This is a genomic window from Acinetobacter boissieri (genome assembly GCF_900096955.1).
Classification (GTDB): Bacteria; Pseudomonadota; Gammaproteobacteria; order Pseudomonadales; family Moraxellaceae; genus Acinetobacter; species Acinetobacter boissieri.
On sequence record NZ_FMYL01000007.1, the window covers coordinates 1 to 15,330 of the forward strand.

General features: G+C 38.3%; 16 protein-coding genes. 9 read left to right on the top strand and 7 right to left on the bottom strand.

The window, feature by feature from the left end:
- Positions 1–199: 199 nt before the first annotated feature.
- Positions 200–1,015, bottom strand: a complete 816-nt coding sequence (gene pssA / locus BLS38_RS07960; protein WP_092748406.1) for a CDP-diacylglycerol--serine O-phosphatidyltransferase — start codon at positions 1,013–1,015, stop codon at positions 200–202.
- 34 nt (positions 1,016–1,049) lie between these two features.
- Complete coding sequence (locus tag BLS38_RS07965) at positions 1,050–1,907, bottom strand: 23S rRNA (adenine(2030)-N(6))-methyltransferase RlmJ (RefSeq protein WP_092748408.1); 858 nt, start codon at positions 1,905–1,907, stop codon at positions 1,050–1,052.
- A gap of 111 nt (positions 1,908–2,018) precedes the next feature.
- Between BLS38_RS07965 and BLS38_RS07970 the strand changes: the two genes are divergently transcribed.
- Entirely contained in the window at positions 2,019–2,621 is a 603-nt protein-coding gene (locus BLS38_RS07970) for a 2OG-Fe(II) oxygenase (RefSeq protein WP_092748410.1), read from the top strand.
- 42 nt (positions 2,622–2,663) lie between these two features.
- Entirely contained in the window at positions 2,664–3,182 is a 519-nt protein-coding gene (locus BLS38_RS07975; protein WP_092748412.1) for a hypothetical protein, read from the top strand.
- A 49-nt stretch (positions 3,183–3,231) separates the two neighbouring features.
- Here the strand turns inward: BLS38_RS07975 and BLS38_RS07980 are convergent, their stop codons facing one another.
- The 3 genes from BLS38_RS07980 to BLS38_RS07990 all read right to left on the bottom strand — a co-directional run bounded on the left by BLS38_RS07980 (position 3,232) and on the right by BLS38_RS07990 (position 7,068).
- Positions 3,232–4,215, bottom strand: coding sequence for a malate dehydrogenase (locus BLS38_RS07980; RefSeq protein ID WP_092748415.1), 984 nt, complete (start codon positions 4,213–4,215; stop codon positions 3,232–3,234).
- A gap of 156 nt (positions 4,216–4,371) precedes the next feature.
- On the bottom strand, positions 4,372–5,037 hold the full coding sequence (locus BLS38_RS07985) for a ribonuclease T2 family protein (RefSeq protein WP_143230120.1): 666 nt from the start codon (positions 5,035–5,037) through the stop codon (positions 4,372–4,374).
- A 72-nt stretch (positions 5,038–5,109) separates the two neighbouring features.
- Positions 5,110–7,068: a lytic transglycosylase domain-containing protein gene (locus BLS38_RS07990; RefSeq protein ID WP_213030509.1), complete on the bottom strand. Its 1,959-nt coding sequence runs from the start codon at positions 7,066–7,068 to the stop codon at positions 5,110–5,112.
- A 209-nt stretch (positions 7,069–7,277) separates the two neighbouring features.
- On the opposite strand from BLS38_RS07990, the gene miaB reads away from it, so the two are divergent.
- The 7 genes from miaB (at position 7,278) to BLS38_RS08025 (ending at position 14,102) form a co-directional block, all read left to right on the top strand.
- Entirely contained in the window at positions 7,278–8,744 is a 1,467-nt protein-coding gene (gene miaB / locus BLS38_RS07995) for a tRNA (N6-isopentenyl adenosine(37)-C2)-methylthiotransferase MiaB (protein WP_092748419.1), read from the top strand.
- Between the two features lie 40 nt (positions 8,745–8,784).
- Positions 8,785–9,858 carry a PhoH family protein gene (locus BLS38_RS08000; protein ID WP_092748421.1) on the top strand — a complete coding sequence of 358 codons (1,074 nt, stop codon included), beginning with the start codon at positions 8,785–8,787 and terminating at the stop codon, positions 9,856–9,858.
- Between the two features lie 26 nt (positions 9,859–9,884).
- The gene (gene ybeY, locus BLS38_RS08005; protein ID WP_092748423.1) at positions 9,885–10,376 is read left to right on the top strand and encodes an rRNA maturation RNase YbeY; all 492 of its coding nucleotides are present in this window, start codon (positions 9,885–9,887) and stop codon (positions 10,374–10,376) included.
- 158 nt (positions 10,377–10,534) lie between these two features.
- Complete coding sequence (locus BLS38_RS08010; RefSeq protein WP_092748425.1) at positions 10,535–11,161, top strand: hypothetical protein; 627 nt, start codon at positions 10,535–10,537, stop codon at positions 11,159–11,161.
- A gap of 95 nt (positions 11,162–11,256) precedes the next feature.
- Positions 11,257–11,952, top strand: coding sequence for a DUF3108 domain-containing protein (locus BLS38_RS08015; protein ID WP_092748427.1), 696 nt, complete (start codon positions 11,257–11,259; stop codon positions 11,950–11,952).
- 98 nt (positions 11,953–12,050) lie between these two features.
- Complete coding sequence (locus BLS38_RS08020) at positions 12,051–12,623, top strand: xanthine phosphoribosyltransferase (protein ID WP_092748429.1); 573 nt, start codon at positions 12,051–12,053, stop codon at positions 12,621–12,623.
- Between the two features lie 213 nt (positions 12,624–12,836).
- The gene (locus BLS38_RS08025) at positions 12,837–14,102 is read left to right on the top strand and encodes a YihY family inner membrane protein (RefSeq protein WP_092748431.1); all 1,266 of its coding nucleotides are present in this window, start codon (positions 12,837–12,839) and stop codon (positions 14,100–14,102) included.
- 57 nt (positions 14,103–14,159) lie between these two features.
- On the opposite strand, the gene BLS38_RS08030 is transcribed toward BLS38_RS08025, so the two are convergent.
- Positions 14,160–14,795: a fumarylacetoacetate hydrolase family protein gene (locus BLS38_RS08030; RefSeq protein ID WP_092748433.1), complete on the bottom strand. Its 636-nt coding sequence runs from the start codon at positions 14,793–14,795 to the stop codon at positions 14,160–14,162.
- A 30-nt stretch (positions 14,796–14,825) separates the two neighbouring features.
- The gene (locus BLS38_RS08035; protein ID WP_092748435.1) at positions 14,826–15,326 is read right to left on the bottom strand and encodes a YcxB family protein; all 501 of its coding nucleotides are present in this window, start codon (positions 15,324–15,326) and stop codon (positions 14,826–14,828) included.
- Between the last annotated feature and the right edge of the window lie 4 nt (positions 15,327–15,330).

Here is a 15,330-nt window from a genome sequence, read left to right on the forward strand (position 1 = left end):
TATCAAGAAGTTTCTCTCAACAGCACCGCCGATGGATACGCATTATAGATCAATAATCTCCTAACGCAATACCTTTCTTTAATTATCTCATTCAGGTGCTCGGTTTTTAAGCTAAAAAGGAATATATCTTATAAAAAAAGCCAAATTGTTACTTTTTTATATCGCAAAAGCACCAATTTGGCTGATCAACTTATCAATTTTACTGTGCTTTTTCTTTAGCAAAGAATGTAGTGATAAATCCAGAGAGTACATAAAGTAGGGATACAACTAAAATACCAACGGGAATATTGTAGGTCATTGCTGCAAGAATCATGACAACAGGTAACATAACAATGAAAGGAACTCGACTGCGGTCTACTTGCTTAAATGAGTAGTATTTCATGTTAGATACCATGAGAATACCAACAATAACCATAAATGCAGCATATATAATTTGTATGGTTTTATCTTTTACATCAAAAAGATGTGGATAGTCTCTACTCACCCAAACCAATGAAACAACCAATATTGCACCCAATGGGCTTGCAATACCAATAAAGTAGCGTTTATCAACAGAGCCTATTTGTACATTAAATCTCGCTAGGCGAAAAGCAGCACAAGCAGCGTAAATAAAACAACAAGCCAATCCTATGCGACCTAAACTGTGTAAACTCCAACTGTACATGAGTACTGCAGGTGCTAAACCAAATGCAATAAGATCTGACAGCGAGTCAAGCTGTTCGCCAAACGCACTTTGCGCCCCTATTGCTCTTGCAACGCGACCATCTAACCCATCTAGAAATGCTGCAAGAAAAATTGCATATAATGCATGTAAATAATGGCTTTCCATACTGGCAATAATAGAGTAGAAACCACACAGCATCGCTGCTGTTGTAATCAAGTTTGGCCAAAGATAAATACCACGGCGTTTCACTCTTTGCCCCTCATTGGTGTCTTCTTCTTCGATCACCTCGAATGTAAAGCCATCATGGTTTTCATCAGAATATTCATCATTTGGCTTTGGTGTCTTAGTCATTTGTGGGTTTCCTAAATATCCTGATTTACTGCAATTATTCACCAACAGTGGTTTTTACAACAACCGAACCACCGAGCTCATGCATTTTTAAGTAAGGTGCTAACCATTTTAATGATTCTCTCGCTTGCTCTGCAAATTTCCAAGGTGGATTAATCACAAGTAGACCACAGCCATTTAAACCCACTGGTGTGTCATCTGGCCACACGCAAATTTCACAAACCAATTGACGGCGAATACCGGTGTTTGCCATTTTTTTAAGAAAACGATCGACCATGACACGATCTTTAATCGGATACCATACTGCAAATACACCTGTGGGCCATTTTGCATATGCATTTTTCAACAGTTCTATGAGTTGTGGAAAGTCTTGACGCTCTATTTCATACGGTGGATCAATCATGACTAAACCACGTTTTTCTTTTGGTGGAATAACACCTAAAAGGCCTTCGTAAGCATCTCGTTGATGTAATCCTGCACGTTTGTCATAGATATGATGATCTAATAGTTGAAAAACGTCCGGTTGCATTTCAAAGATTGTTGCACGGTCTACTTCTCTCATTCCTTTGAGTGCAAACCAAGGGGAACCGGGGTATGCACCCTGTCCATCTTGTGTTCTAAGTTCTTCTACAAGTTTTAAGTAATGTTTGACTGTTTCTGGAGCAGTCTTTTTTTCTTGTGCTGTTAATTGAATAAGACGATGAATTCCCGATAGAAACTCACCTGATTTTTGTGAAGGTGCCTTTGAAAGGTCGTACTTACCCGCACCACCATGTGTGTCGATATAACAGTATGGTTTATCTTTTTGGTTTAAGCGATTGAGTAGTTGAAGCAGTAAAACATGCTTCATTACATCAGCAAAATTACCCGCATGGAAGTGGTGACGATAGTTCATAGGTGTGTATTTCCCTCATTTCAAGCTACATCTTAACACGAATTTTTTTTTCCATGCTGTGCGTAAAACTGTTCTAATAGATCTATTCTTCGCTTTTGTTACGATTTAATTATGCTTAATGCCTCTTTTCCAGCTCATTGGGATACTGGTTTAATCTTAGATCAGCTTGATTCTTATGGTTTTTGTATTGTTGATCGAGTCTATAATAATGACTATTTCACGGCGTTAAATATAGAGTGCTTATCTCATCTAAATGAGTTTCGCGCAGCAGGTATTCAAAATGGTGTCGTCAGCCATATTCGTAGTGACCACATTTTATGGCTTGATGATGCTCAAGTGCTTGCACAACAACATCGTGCAAATTTATTGGCTCTAGGAAAGGTGTTTAATCAGGCTTTTTTTATGGGTATTAATCATGTTGAAGCACATTTTGCACGTTATGGCATTGGTGAAGCCTATGCTTTACATAGAGATAACCCTCAACAAAAAAATGATCGAATCATTTCAACTGTGTTTTATATGCACAATGCTTGGCAAGATAACTGGGGCGGTGAACTGCGCTTACAAGATAAGCATGACGCTTGGCATGTCATTATTCCAAAACCAAATAGAATGGTCATTTTTGACAGTAACTTGCTACATGAGGTTCAAATTTCTAAACAACAACGCTTGTCTATTACCGCATGGCTAAGACATGATCGTCAAACTTGGTGATAGTATGTATGGGCAATATAAGTACTTTATATAGGTTATGCTATGAGTAAATCAGTCATTCAACGCATTGGTGAAACAGACCAAATGTATTTAGAAGCAAATTCTGCTGAATTAGCGTTAGAGCGTGGTCAATTACGCTTAACTTTGGTTGAATTAAGTCAGCATAAGTCAGAAAAAATACATTTTTTACATGAAGCAATTGCGCTATTAGAGCAAGCTCGTATAGAGTTTGAAGACATAGATACTTCATTGTATGTGGATTTATCTTTGGCTTTAGCGCATGCCTACATGCTGTATTATGAACTAACACATGACATAAAATTCGCTACCATTACGCAACAAATTTTAAAGCCTTTAGCGCATTTAAAACAAGCGAATGTTTACTTGATACTTGCATATGCTTGTAAGTGTAAAAAAGAGTTGGCTTTAACACGACATTGGCTCAGTAAATATTTGGCTTGTACAAATAAAGACTTAGAGATGCTCTTACAACATTCTGCATTTCAAGTATTGAAAGACGAAATTTGGTTTAAAGAACTCATACACGAACATTTATCTTAATCAAAAAAACACCGCCATAAAAGCGGTGTTTTTTACTAATAACTGACTATTATAGTAAGTGCGAAATCGCTGCTCGCTCTTCTTCTAGCTCTTGTAAAGTAAAATCCATACGCTCACGGCTAAAGGCATCTATTTCTAAGCCTTCCACGCGCGTATATTCACCATTCTCACAAGTCACAGGCACACCGTACATCACACCTTCTGGAATACCGTATGATCCATCTGATGGAATACCCATTGTTACCCACTCACCAGATGTACCCAGTGCCCAATCATGCATGTGGTCAATTGCCGCATTGGCAGCTGATGCTGCTGAAGATAAACCGCGCGCGTTGATAATTGCTGCACCGCGTTTTCCAACCGTTGGCAAGAACTCGTCTTTATTCCAAGCGTTATCGTTAATTTTGTCTTTAAGGCTTTGACCATTTACTGTTGCAAAACGATAATCTGCATACATGGTTGGTGAATGGTTGCCCCATACCGTTAATTTTTTAATGTCTGCCACAGCGATATTGGCTTTTTGGGCCAATTGCGTTAATGCACGGTTATGGTCTAAACGTAACATTGCAGTAAAGTTTTTTGCAGGTAGATCTGGCGCAGATTTCATTGCAATATAAGCATTGGTATTTGCAGGATTACCTACCACCAATACTTTTACATCACGGCTTGCATGATCATTCAGCGCTTTGCCTTGTACAGTGAAGATTTTTGCATTTTCCTGCAACAGATCAGCACGCTCCATACCCGGACCACGTGGACGTGCACCAACAAGCAACGCATAATCGGTATCTTTAAAAGCTACATTTGGGTCATCTGTACAGATAATTTCATTTAATAATGGAAATGCACAATCATCGAGCTCCATTTTTACGCCTTGTAGAGCTTGTTGTGCTTTTTCAACCGGAATTTCTAGTAGTTGTAAGATGACTGGTTGATCTTTCCCTAGCATTTCACCACTTGCAATACGGAATAGTAAGCTGTATCCGATTTGACCTGCTGCTCCAGTAACAGTAACGCGAACGGGTTGCTTCATTGTCCTTTTCTCCATTTGGGTGTTGTAAATATCATTAGATCGTCTTTGAACCACGATTCTGTTGATATGAAATGCTCAAGATTGTACTTTAATCTTGCGAAAGATGCATATTTAATCATGCATTATCATGATCATTTCACAACACAAAAATTAGATTTAGTATGTTCCTTGAATCATTATATTATTTGGGCAATTAGACACCATGCTGGTCGGACACGATTTAAACTGACCATTATTTTTATAACAGATGCTTACGTGCGTTAAATATGCAGTGCGACCTTCTTTTTGGCAATTCAAAACCACACTTCGCTCGGGCAACCCCTTATTTAAGGCAAAGAACTGCCCTTCTAATGCTATTTTTTGTACATTATTTGAACTTGTGTCTGTAAGTACCATTGGAATTTTCAGGTTTTGTGCATAGTTAATAATCGTTCTAAAATATTGTGATGCTGTCATTTGTGTACAACCACCAATTGTACGCCATAGTTGCACACGATAAGCTTCATCTGGAATTACTCGTGCGACAACTTTGGCCTGTAAAGGTGGTAAATTTGCAGATGAATCTGTTGCACAGTTATTATCAAAAGTTTCTGGGATTAAACTTGCGATCGTTAAAGAGTACCCTTCTAAACATTTTCGTTGTTTTTTCTGATTAATATCAAGTGCACAAATTGCAGGTGTCATTTGAATATGTAAAATATAACCTGTATTGACATTACTTTTGCTGGCAAAAACTGGCGTTGCAGTAAAGTAAACCCATGCGCCACTAAATAAAACAACCACATAAAATATGCGAGATCTTGACTGTTGTGCCCAAGCCATTACATCACCACTGACCTTTTCACTTTAGGTTGCACAATAAAATCTAACATTAAATATCATCCCTAATATAACTTAATTGGTACTACGTAACGGAATAGGTTTCATCCACTTACTCATATATTGATTACCTTGCCCTAAAATAGCACCATAATGAATGGTATTGGTCATTACATTTTTGACATAGTTACGCGTTTCATCAATTGGAATCGTTTCAACATACTGATCTGCCACCAATGCTTGATCTGTTGGTTGCCATCTTAATGCACGATTTGGTCCTGCGTTATAGCCTGCTGTCGCAAGTACAGGGTTACCGCTCAATTGGCCCTGTATCATCGAAAGATAATAGGTGCCGTAACGGACATTGGTGTTCATATCACTCAGTGCTAAAGGGGTATAGGTTTCGCCCATTTGTTTAGCGACTAATTTAGCCGTATTTGGCATAATTTGCATAAGACCGCCAGCACCTACATTAGAGCGAGCTGTCGTTACAAAACGACTTTCTTGTCGCATTAAGCCGTACGCCCATGCAGGATCTAGGCCAACATTTGCACTGTGCATCAAAACGGCGTTTTGATTAGGCGTGAGATAACGCAGATTATAATTATGAACATTGACTGTACGGTCAGCCGCATAAATCGCGCGATCATACCAACCCATTAATGCCGCTCTTTGTGCTGCCGCTAAAAGCAATCCGTCATCTTGTTTTAAATACGCTTGGCGAACTGCCCAATTCCATTCTCTAATACTAAAGCTTGCAGGTGCTGAAATCTGTTTTAAAGTAAATGCTCGATTAAAATTCAAATCTTGAGTCAAACGCTGCTGATCACTTTCTGATGCAGTTGCTTGATCAATACGGTTATATCTTTTACCTATTCGTTCTTGTGCCAACAAGTTATGATAGTCATCTCCACTTTGGGCTAAGTTTTGATAAATGTCTTGTGCTTGTTGTTTTGATGCTTGATCGTTTCTTTGTTCATCTGCACGTGCGAGCCAATACTGCCAGCGATCTTCTTGTTGCTGGGTAACACTCATCACAGAAATTGCACGAATCAAACTATCCCATGCACTAAAACGAATCGCTTGTCTTGCATAAATTTCAGCTTCTTCAGGGCTAAATGGCAAACCATAGCTGGCATCGAAATCATCTAAAATAATACGATTAAAATTGTTCTTTAATACACTTGTACCGCCAATATAAGCCACAGTTCTATACAAATACTTTTGCACATCTGGCGGTGTAGTTTCTACAGTACGCCCAACACTACTTAATGCTGTCGTCAAATCTGAATCTGCTAGACGACCCAATGCAAAAATAAGATAAGCATAATCTGTGTCGTTATTTTTAGGTGCTGACCATAAATATCCCAAAGGATTGGTTTGAATTTGCATGAGTTGATTGATGGTCAAATTCAAGCCTAGACCTTGTGCACTGGATACAGCAAGCCCAATTTGCCCTGCACGTAACTGAGCCCATACGCGCTGTTTTTTATCTGTTGCGGTAATCATTGAACTATTGAGCATCATACGAATCAGACCCAAACAACTGTCTGGCTGAGTGCTTGTGCTTAGCCATAAATCTTTAAATTCAGCAAAAACAAGAGCATCTCCAGATTGTGCCCGCACTTGTGCAATGGCACATTTTTCTGCGGGATCTGGGTTTGATACATAGTGAATAATCTGTTGAGCACTCGGAAAATCGGAAATTTTTACTTTTTCTTCAACATAGTCAGCAGCCAGCTTTTCTGCCATAGCCGAGTTAGGATAGCTTTGAATAAATTGTAAGATACTGGTTGGAGATTGCGTCACCAAATCCATATTGAGCTGAAAGTATTGCGGGTAATAGCCAAGTACGTCTGATTGCATACTTGCAGTATATTGATCTAGCAATGCACTATTACCGCGATTACTTGCATTTAATGCATCATTAAACTGTTCATTCGATGCATACAGGTCATTTGCAGACAAAGCGATTACCGTCAAACCAACGTATCGAAAAGTTTTTTGCTTATACTGCACCCATAAATCACGCATAAAATAAACTAATCTCATTATTAATAAATGGTGATTTTAATCGTTCAAGCACCAATAAGCTGTTATGTTGTGTAATTCAAAAAATGATCATAAAGCGTCTTTATCAAAAGCTACTCGCAACGCAATAAAAATGCTAGAATACGCCACCTTTTTTACTGTTGTGTGAAGCCATGTGCTTCCATGCTTAACCTTTTGTCTTAGGAGCCTACATGACGGTTCAAACATTCATTCCTTCTCGTGCCAACGGTACTCACGCTGCCTCAGAAAACACTGTTACCCAGCATTCGCACCCCAGCTCTATTTCAACGACAGTTAAAAAACTGTATATCGAAACGCAAGGGTGTCAAATGAATGAATACGACAGTCACCGTATGGCAGACTTACTCGGAGACTCTCACGGCTACGTGCTCACAGACAATCCTAACGATGCAGATATTCTACTTATGAATACTTGCTCAATTCGTGAAAAAGCACAAGAAAAAGTATTTAGCGAATTAGGCAGATGGCGAAAGATTAAACAAAACAACCCAGATCTGATTATTGGGGTGGGTGGCTGTGTTGCTTCGCAAGAAGGTGACAACATACAAAAACGTGCACCGTATGTAGATATGGTTTTTGGCCCACAAACCCTGCACCGTTTACCGCAAATGCTTGATCAGCATGAAACGCAAATTACTACGCCTAAAAAAGACAAAATTAAACTGGTCGATATTTCATTTCCAGACATTGAAAAGTTCGACTTTTTACCTGAGCCACGTGTTGAAGGACACAAAGCATTTGTTTCCATTATGGAAGGCTGTTCTAAATATTGTTCATTCTGCGTTGTGCCGTATACCCGTGGAGAGGAAGTATCTCGCCCACTAGATGACGTGATTGAAGAAATTGCAACACTGGCTGAAAAAGGTGTGAGAGAAATTTCTTTACTTGGACAAAACGTAAATGGCTACCGTGGCGAAACATTTGATGGTGGTATTTGCACATTTGCTGAATTACTTCGTTTAGTTGCGGCCATTCCAGGTATTGGACGCTTACGCTATACCACATCTCACCCCCTTGAATTTTCAGAAGAGCTCATAGAGTGCTACCGTGATTTACCACAAATGGTGTCTCACCTACACTTGCCTGTACAAAGTGGTTCAAACGATGTACTACAAGCCATGAAACGCAACCATAAAATTGATGTTTACACCGATAAAATTGCCAAGTTACGTCAGATTCGCCCCGATATGCACTTATCAAGTGATTTTATTATTGGTTTCCCGGGTGAAACAGACCAACACTTTAATGAAACAATGCAATTTATTAAAGCGCTTGACTTCGATCACTCCTATAGCTTTATTTATTCAAAACGTCCAGGTACGCCTGCAGCAGAACTTGAAGATACGATTCCAGACCTTGTAAAAAAAGCACGCCTTGCTCAAGTGCAACAAGTGATTAAAAAATCAAGTATTGATAAAACAGATGCTATGCTCGGTACAGTACAACGTGTTTTAGTCGAAAATGTTTCTCAAAAAGATGAAAATATTTTGGTCGGTACAGCAGATAACACCCGTTTAGTGAGCTTTATTGGCGATGCCAGTTTAATTGGGCGTTTTGTAGAGGTAGAAGTCACTGAAATCAAAACCTTGAATTTTGTTTTCGGTCACCTCTTGAATGTTGAGGCTGACGTGGCGTAATGTAGAAGGGTAGATAAACAACCACTAAAAAGGGATACACTTGACTACATCTATAAGACGTACAGTTGCTTTTCCAGGTATTTCTATGGAGCACCTAAAAATTATGTTAGGTGCTTACAATAGTCATTTAAAACAAATCGAACAACGCCTAGATGTCAATATCATTCACCGAGGCGATTCATTTTACGTTGACGGCGACCTCGATACTGTGGCACGTGCCGAGTCATTACTCAATAAATTATATGAAGAGTCTGAACTCTCAAAACAAGTCACAGCAGAACAAATTCATTTAATGATTCAAGGCAGTCAAACTGACCAAGACCTTATGAATGATGATGGACAAGAACATACCGGTTTAGACGATGTGTGGCTACAAACACGCAAAGGTCGAATCAACCCACGTGGGGCAAACCAAAAACGCTATGTACAGCGTATTTTACAAAGCGATATTTCATTTGGTATTGGCCCTGCAGGTACAGGTAAAACCTACTTGGCTGTTGCTGCAGCAACAGATATGCTTGAAAGAAATGAAATTCAGCGTATTTTATTGGTGCGTCCCGCAGTTGAAGCAGGTGAAAAACTGGGCTTTTTACCGGGTGATTTAAGCCAAAAGATTGACCCTTACCTACGCCCTTTATATGATGCGCTCTATGAAATGTTAGGCTTTGAAAAAGTAGCCAAACTGATTGAACGCCAAGTCATTGAAGTTGCACCGCTAGCTTACATGCGTGGTCGTACGCTCAATCACTCTTTTGTGATTTTAGACGAAGCACAAAACACGACACCTGAACAAATGAAAATGTTTCTAACTCGCTTGGGATTTGGCTCACGTGCTGTTATTACAGGTGACATTACTCAAGTTGATTTACCTCGTGGCCACCAATCTGGTCTTGCTCACGCTTTACGTGTATTAGAACCTGTGAAAGAAATTCATATCACTCGTTTCCACTCGCGTGACGTTGTACGCCATCAATTGGTACAAAAAATCGTTGAGGCTTACGAAGGTTGGGACTCAGAACAACAGCGATTCAATGCCACTGAACGTGCTGAACGCAAAGCACGTCAAGAAGCACTGACTGCTGAAAATGACTCTGCAGCGGATCAACAACACTAATTCTATTACCTTATTAAGGATTATCATTGAAGCTTGATCTCACACTACAACAACACGTTTTAGCACCTGAATTGGTGCTAAAACGAATTTATATTAAAAAAGTTATTGAAACAGCTTTACGTCACCTGTCTTTAAAACAAGATTGTGATATCGGCATTGCTTGTGTGGATTTAGATGAAAGCCACGAGCTCAATTTACAATACCGACAAAAAGATAAGCCAACCAATGTATTGTCTTTCCCAAGTGAAGTTCCTGAAGAAGTTTTAGAACAACTGGATTGTATGCCACTGGGTGATTTGGTGATTTGTATTCCTGTGGTATTGGAAGAAGCAAAAAACCAAAAGAAAACTGCAATTCATCATTTCACCCACATGCTTGTACACGGTGTCTTACATTTACTTGGTTATGACCACGAAATTAGCGAAGCAGATGCTGAAGAAATGGAACAACTTGAAATTGAGATTTTGCAAAAACTTCATATAGACAACCCCTATCACACAGTAACGGCGACTAAGTAAAATACAGTAATTGCAGTATATAAGCCGAATTAGCCCCTTGATTAGCTCAAAAATTGCTTTTTTGCTGATAATCAAGGCAAAAGCATGGATTAACACATCATTTTTTGGTCTAATTCAAAGCAATATCACAAAAACATCGCCATTCATTGGAAAGATTTATGCAAGCGCTTATAGACAACCTCTCTCATTATGTACAACGCGTATATCAAAAAGCTGGCGGGTTTATTGAAGAACAGCGTGAATTTGCAGTATCACAAGTGTTTCTCAATGCAACGTTAAAAAAATTTGTGACAGACAATGTCGGACTTCTCAAAGATTTACATGCAGACTTACATGACGATTGGCTACGTTTATATGCCACAATTGACGTGCAAGGCTTACATACCACATTATTTGTAGATTTAAAGCTATTACAAATGGAATTAAATAAAACCACACAGCTCATAGTTTTTGAGCAAATCAGTCAAACTCAAATCTTAGATGCCACCTATAAAAACAAATTACAGCAATGGGTTGTACAAACTGCGCTATTTTTCTACCAGAAAGTATTAAAAAAAGACCCTCTCGGTAAAATTTTACAACACTTTAATGTACTCACCGTAAAAGACGAACTACTACACTTAGACCTTAATCAGTGGCTCGGAAAAAACCAATCTATTTTAGAAACTTTGAATAAAGTTCGAATTAACCATGCTGTCCTGCGTGAAACAGAATTGGTGCTCAAAGGAAACTTAAATCTTGCAGCAATGATGAATAAGGTTGCAAAACCACAAGAGGTACAATAAAAGTCAAATCTGCCAGCTTACATACAGATTTACTATAAAAAAAGTATTCAAACTATGAAATCATAGTCATAACAAAGTATTGATTGATCAATGACATGATAAATTTAAAAATTGCGACTCTTCGCTTGGCAGTAAGCAGTTGTGTACTAATGTCTGTGTCTGCTTTTGCAATCACACCGTTTGAAGCGACCTATCAGTTCTCATACAATGGAAAAAATATTAGTACTGCAACACGCAGTTTAAGCCAAGTCAATAATGACACGTGGAACTATAAGTTTTCAGCCAAAGCAGGGTTTATTGCATCTGCGTCTGAAAGTAGCCAATTTAGTATTAAAAATGGTCAGCTCATTTCAAACAATTTTAATCGCACTACCAAATATATTGGGATCTCCGACAAGTTAAGCATCGATTTTAATCATGCAAAAAACACCATTTATACACAAAAAAATGACACTAAGCGTAGCTTTAAACTCGAATACAACCCACTTGATGAACTCAACGCTGAAATTCAAATTCGTGAAGATCTATTAAATAAAAAACTCAAATCAACTTATTACATTACCGATGCGAAAGGCGTAGATGCACGTAAGTTTGTAAATATGGGGGAAGAAACTATTCAAACCCCTTATGGCACACTCAATACCGTCAAATTTAAACTTGAATATAATAAACCAGAGCGAAATACCATGTTTTGGCTTGCACCACAATTTGGCTATTTACCTGTGAAAGTTGCACATAACGATGAAGGAAATTCTTACGGAATTACTCTTATAAGTTATAAAAACCAATAAAGTTATGGATTTTCGATATTTTAAACTTGCAATTTTTAGCCTGCTTTTTAAAATACATATCCGCTTTCTTAGCACTCCCACACTAGAGGTCTTTCATCGTGCATGCACTAGAACAGAAAATCTTAAACGAAGGTATCGTTCTATCAAACAATGTTTTAAAAGTTGATGCCTTTTTAAATCACCAAATTGATCCTGTACTGATGCAGCAAATTGGGAAAGAGTTTGCAGCACGCTTTAAAGATGCCGGCATTACCAAAATTATTACCATTGAAGCTTCGGGCATTGCTCCTGCAGTTATGGCAGGTCTAGAGCTTGGTGTACAAGTCATTTTTGCACGCAAATACCAGTCTTTAACACTCAAAGATGACTTGTACCGTGCAAAAGTGTATTCATTTACTAAACAAACTGAAAGCACCATTGCCATCTCTAACAAACATATACATGCCACAGACAAAGTTTTAGTTATTGATGACTTTTTAGCCAATGGCCAAGCCGCATTGGGACTCGCAGACCTGATTCATCAAGCAAATGCCGAAGTGGTTGGTATTGGGATTGTGATTGAAAAATCATTCCAAACTGGACGTGATTTACTGCTTAATAAAGGCTATAGAGTCGAATCTTTAGCTCGTATTGCCTCACTTGACAATGAAAAAGTCACTTTTATTAAATAAGCAAACTGAGAGGTCATATAGATGACCTCTTTTTGATTGTGGCGGTACTCTCAAATACTCGCCTTTCTTTTCTCTAGTTATTTTGACTATAATACCGACAATAATATATTGTCATCGTGGCTCATCTATATTTCAACCACGCCAATCAACAGATGAAATTGATACTCTGATGTTGAACCAACACACTGATCAAAACAAAGAGGCACCCTATTAATGCTTCAATATTTAAAAAAACTTCCTTTTTATGAGAAAACATGGTTCCAATTTATCATGTTTGTTATCTCACGTTTCGAATCAGATCGTTGCCGTGATAAATCAGCTTCTCTAACTTACACCACACTTTTTGCAGTGGTACCCATGTTAACCGTGTTTTTAGTGATTATATCTTCAATCAAAGCACTCGAACCGGCACGCCAACAATTACAGCAACTGATTTATAGTAACTTCTTACCTAAAAGTTCAATTGCATTCGATAAAGCACTAAGCTCTTTTGCTGATAAATCAAGCAATCTTACAGTCATTGGTATTTTATTCTTATTTGTTACATCAGTTATGATGCTTAATAGTATTGAAGATGTATTCAATCGAATATGGCGTATTAAAGACAAACGTAGTGGTATTATGGGCTTTATGCGCTATTGGACCATTATTTCGCTTGGGCCAATTTTACTCGGGAGTGCCTTTGCAATTTCTTCTGCAGTTGCATCTCTTAATGTATTAAACAACAACTTTACTGGTTATGAAATAGACAGCACATTCTTTTTAGCGATTATTTCTTATGGTTTAACAATCACTGGCTTTTTCTTTATTTATTGGACCATTCCAAATCGCACCATTCCACTTAAATCTGCACTCATTGCAGGACTCTTTAGCGGTACAGTTTTTCAACTTTTAAAAGCCTTTTTTGGCTACATCATGTCAAACTTTACCAGTTATGAGCTCATTTATGGTGCATTTGCAGCCGTACCTATTTTTCTGTTATGGATATTTCTATCTTGGAACATTATTTTACTTGGTGTTGAAGTAAGCTTTGCTATTACCTCTTTTAGTTCTGGTAAAATACAAAAACGCCATCCTATGGTAATGATGCTAGATATTTTAGAACTCTTTTATAAAAAACAAATGCTAGGTGAAGCTGTCACTGAAAAAGAAGGCTTAAAAATATTAGGTCGTGGTGAAGTTGGTCGCTGGCCTGCATATATAGAGCTTCTTGAACAACAGCAACTCATCAAGCGCACAAGCCAAGATGAATATGTATTGGTTAGGAACTTAATGCATGTTGATTTTTGGGAATTCTATAATGAAATGCCTTTCGCTTTACCAAGTAATCAGGACATTGGTCATATTCACCCAGACGATGAATGGATGAAGCGTATTGGTCCACTTCTGGTCAGCTCAAACAATTACTTAGCAGAGCAACTCTCGGTACCATTATCCAGTTTATTTGAAGACCAACTCTCTTCAGAAAATAAACGCTAATCTTTGATTTAATAGGCATGCAGTGCCATCAAATCGCATGCCTAATTTATGAGAAATTTAGTGAACTTGTGTTTGCCACACAATATTTTCCTTTGAAGTAAACAAAGTCATACGTAATACGTCACCGGTTGCCAACGCACCTACGCCTGCTGGTGTACCTGTCATAACAACATCACCTGCTTCAAGCGTAAATGCTTGGCTCATATCACACAACATATCTGCAATTGAAACCAGTAATAGTGCTGTGTCGCCCTGCTGACGAACTTCGCCATTTAAACTAAATTCATATTGAACATGATTTAAGTTAACTTCAGATACATCTATCCAATCACCAAGAATACAAGAGCCATCAAATGCTTTTGCTCGTTCCCACGGCTCGCCTTTACCTTTTAATTCAGTTTGTAAGTCTCTAAGTGTTAAGTCCAAACCTAAAGTGACCGCACCAATGGCCTCTAAAGCCTGTTGAGGATCTATAACGCCACTGAGCGGGCGGTCTAGTCTTAAACTGAGCTCACACTCATAATGACAACTTCCTAATGCACGATTCCACGTCACCCCTCTTGCTGTCGTTGTTAAACTACTCGGAGGTTTAATGAATAGTACAGGTCGTGTTGGAATTGCATTCCCTAACTCTTTCGCATGTGCCGCATAACTACGGCCAATACATATAATTTTTGAAGGTTTAATGTTCATTATGTTCTAGCTTATAAAAATGTATTTCTATTAAACACGTTTAAATGTATTTTCTAAAAGTATTTTTTGCTGTGGCTCTGTTAATGCCCGTTTAGGTACAATAATAACTACACGACTTTTGAGCTCTACCACATAAGTCAATCGCCCTTCAACAAAGCGTTTTACTTCCGAATAAGCATACGTTCTTTCGTGCGTTTCGCTCATCACTTTAAAGGTGTTTTGAGATAACGCTAAAGTTTGCTGATTTTTACCCATTTGATATTTCACAAATTGACGCTTAAAAATTTGTGGCAGTAATATATAACGCACTGCAGATTGTACCAGTAAAAAAATTGCACCTAAAATCACATAATCTCGGCCTAAACCAGTAACTCCCAAATAAAAACCCCAAATAATTAAGCCAATACTAATGAGGGGCGTAATAAATTGAGTCACTTGTTTTTTACCCAGTGTGATGTGTTTAAACCCATCTTGCGATTCTTCAAGATTTAATAAATAACTGATCGAGAGCGCAACGTTTGCTTCAGACATAATT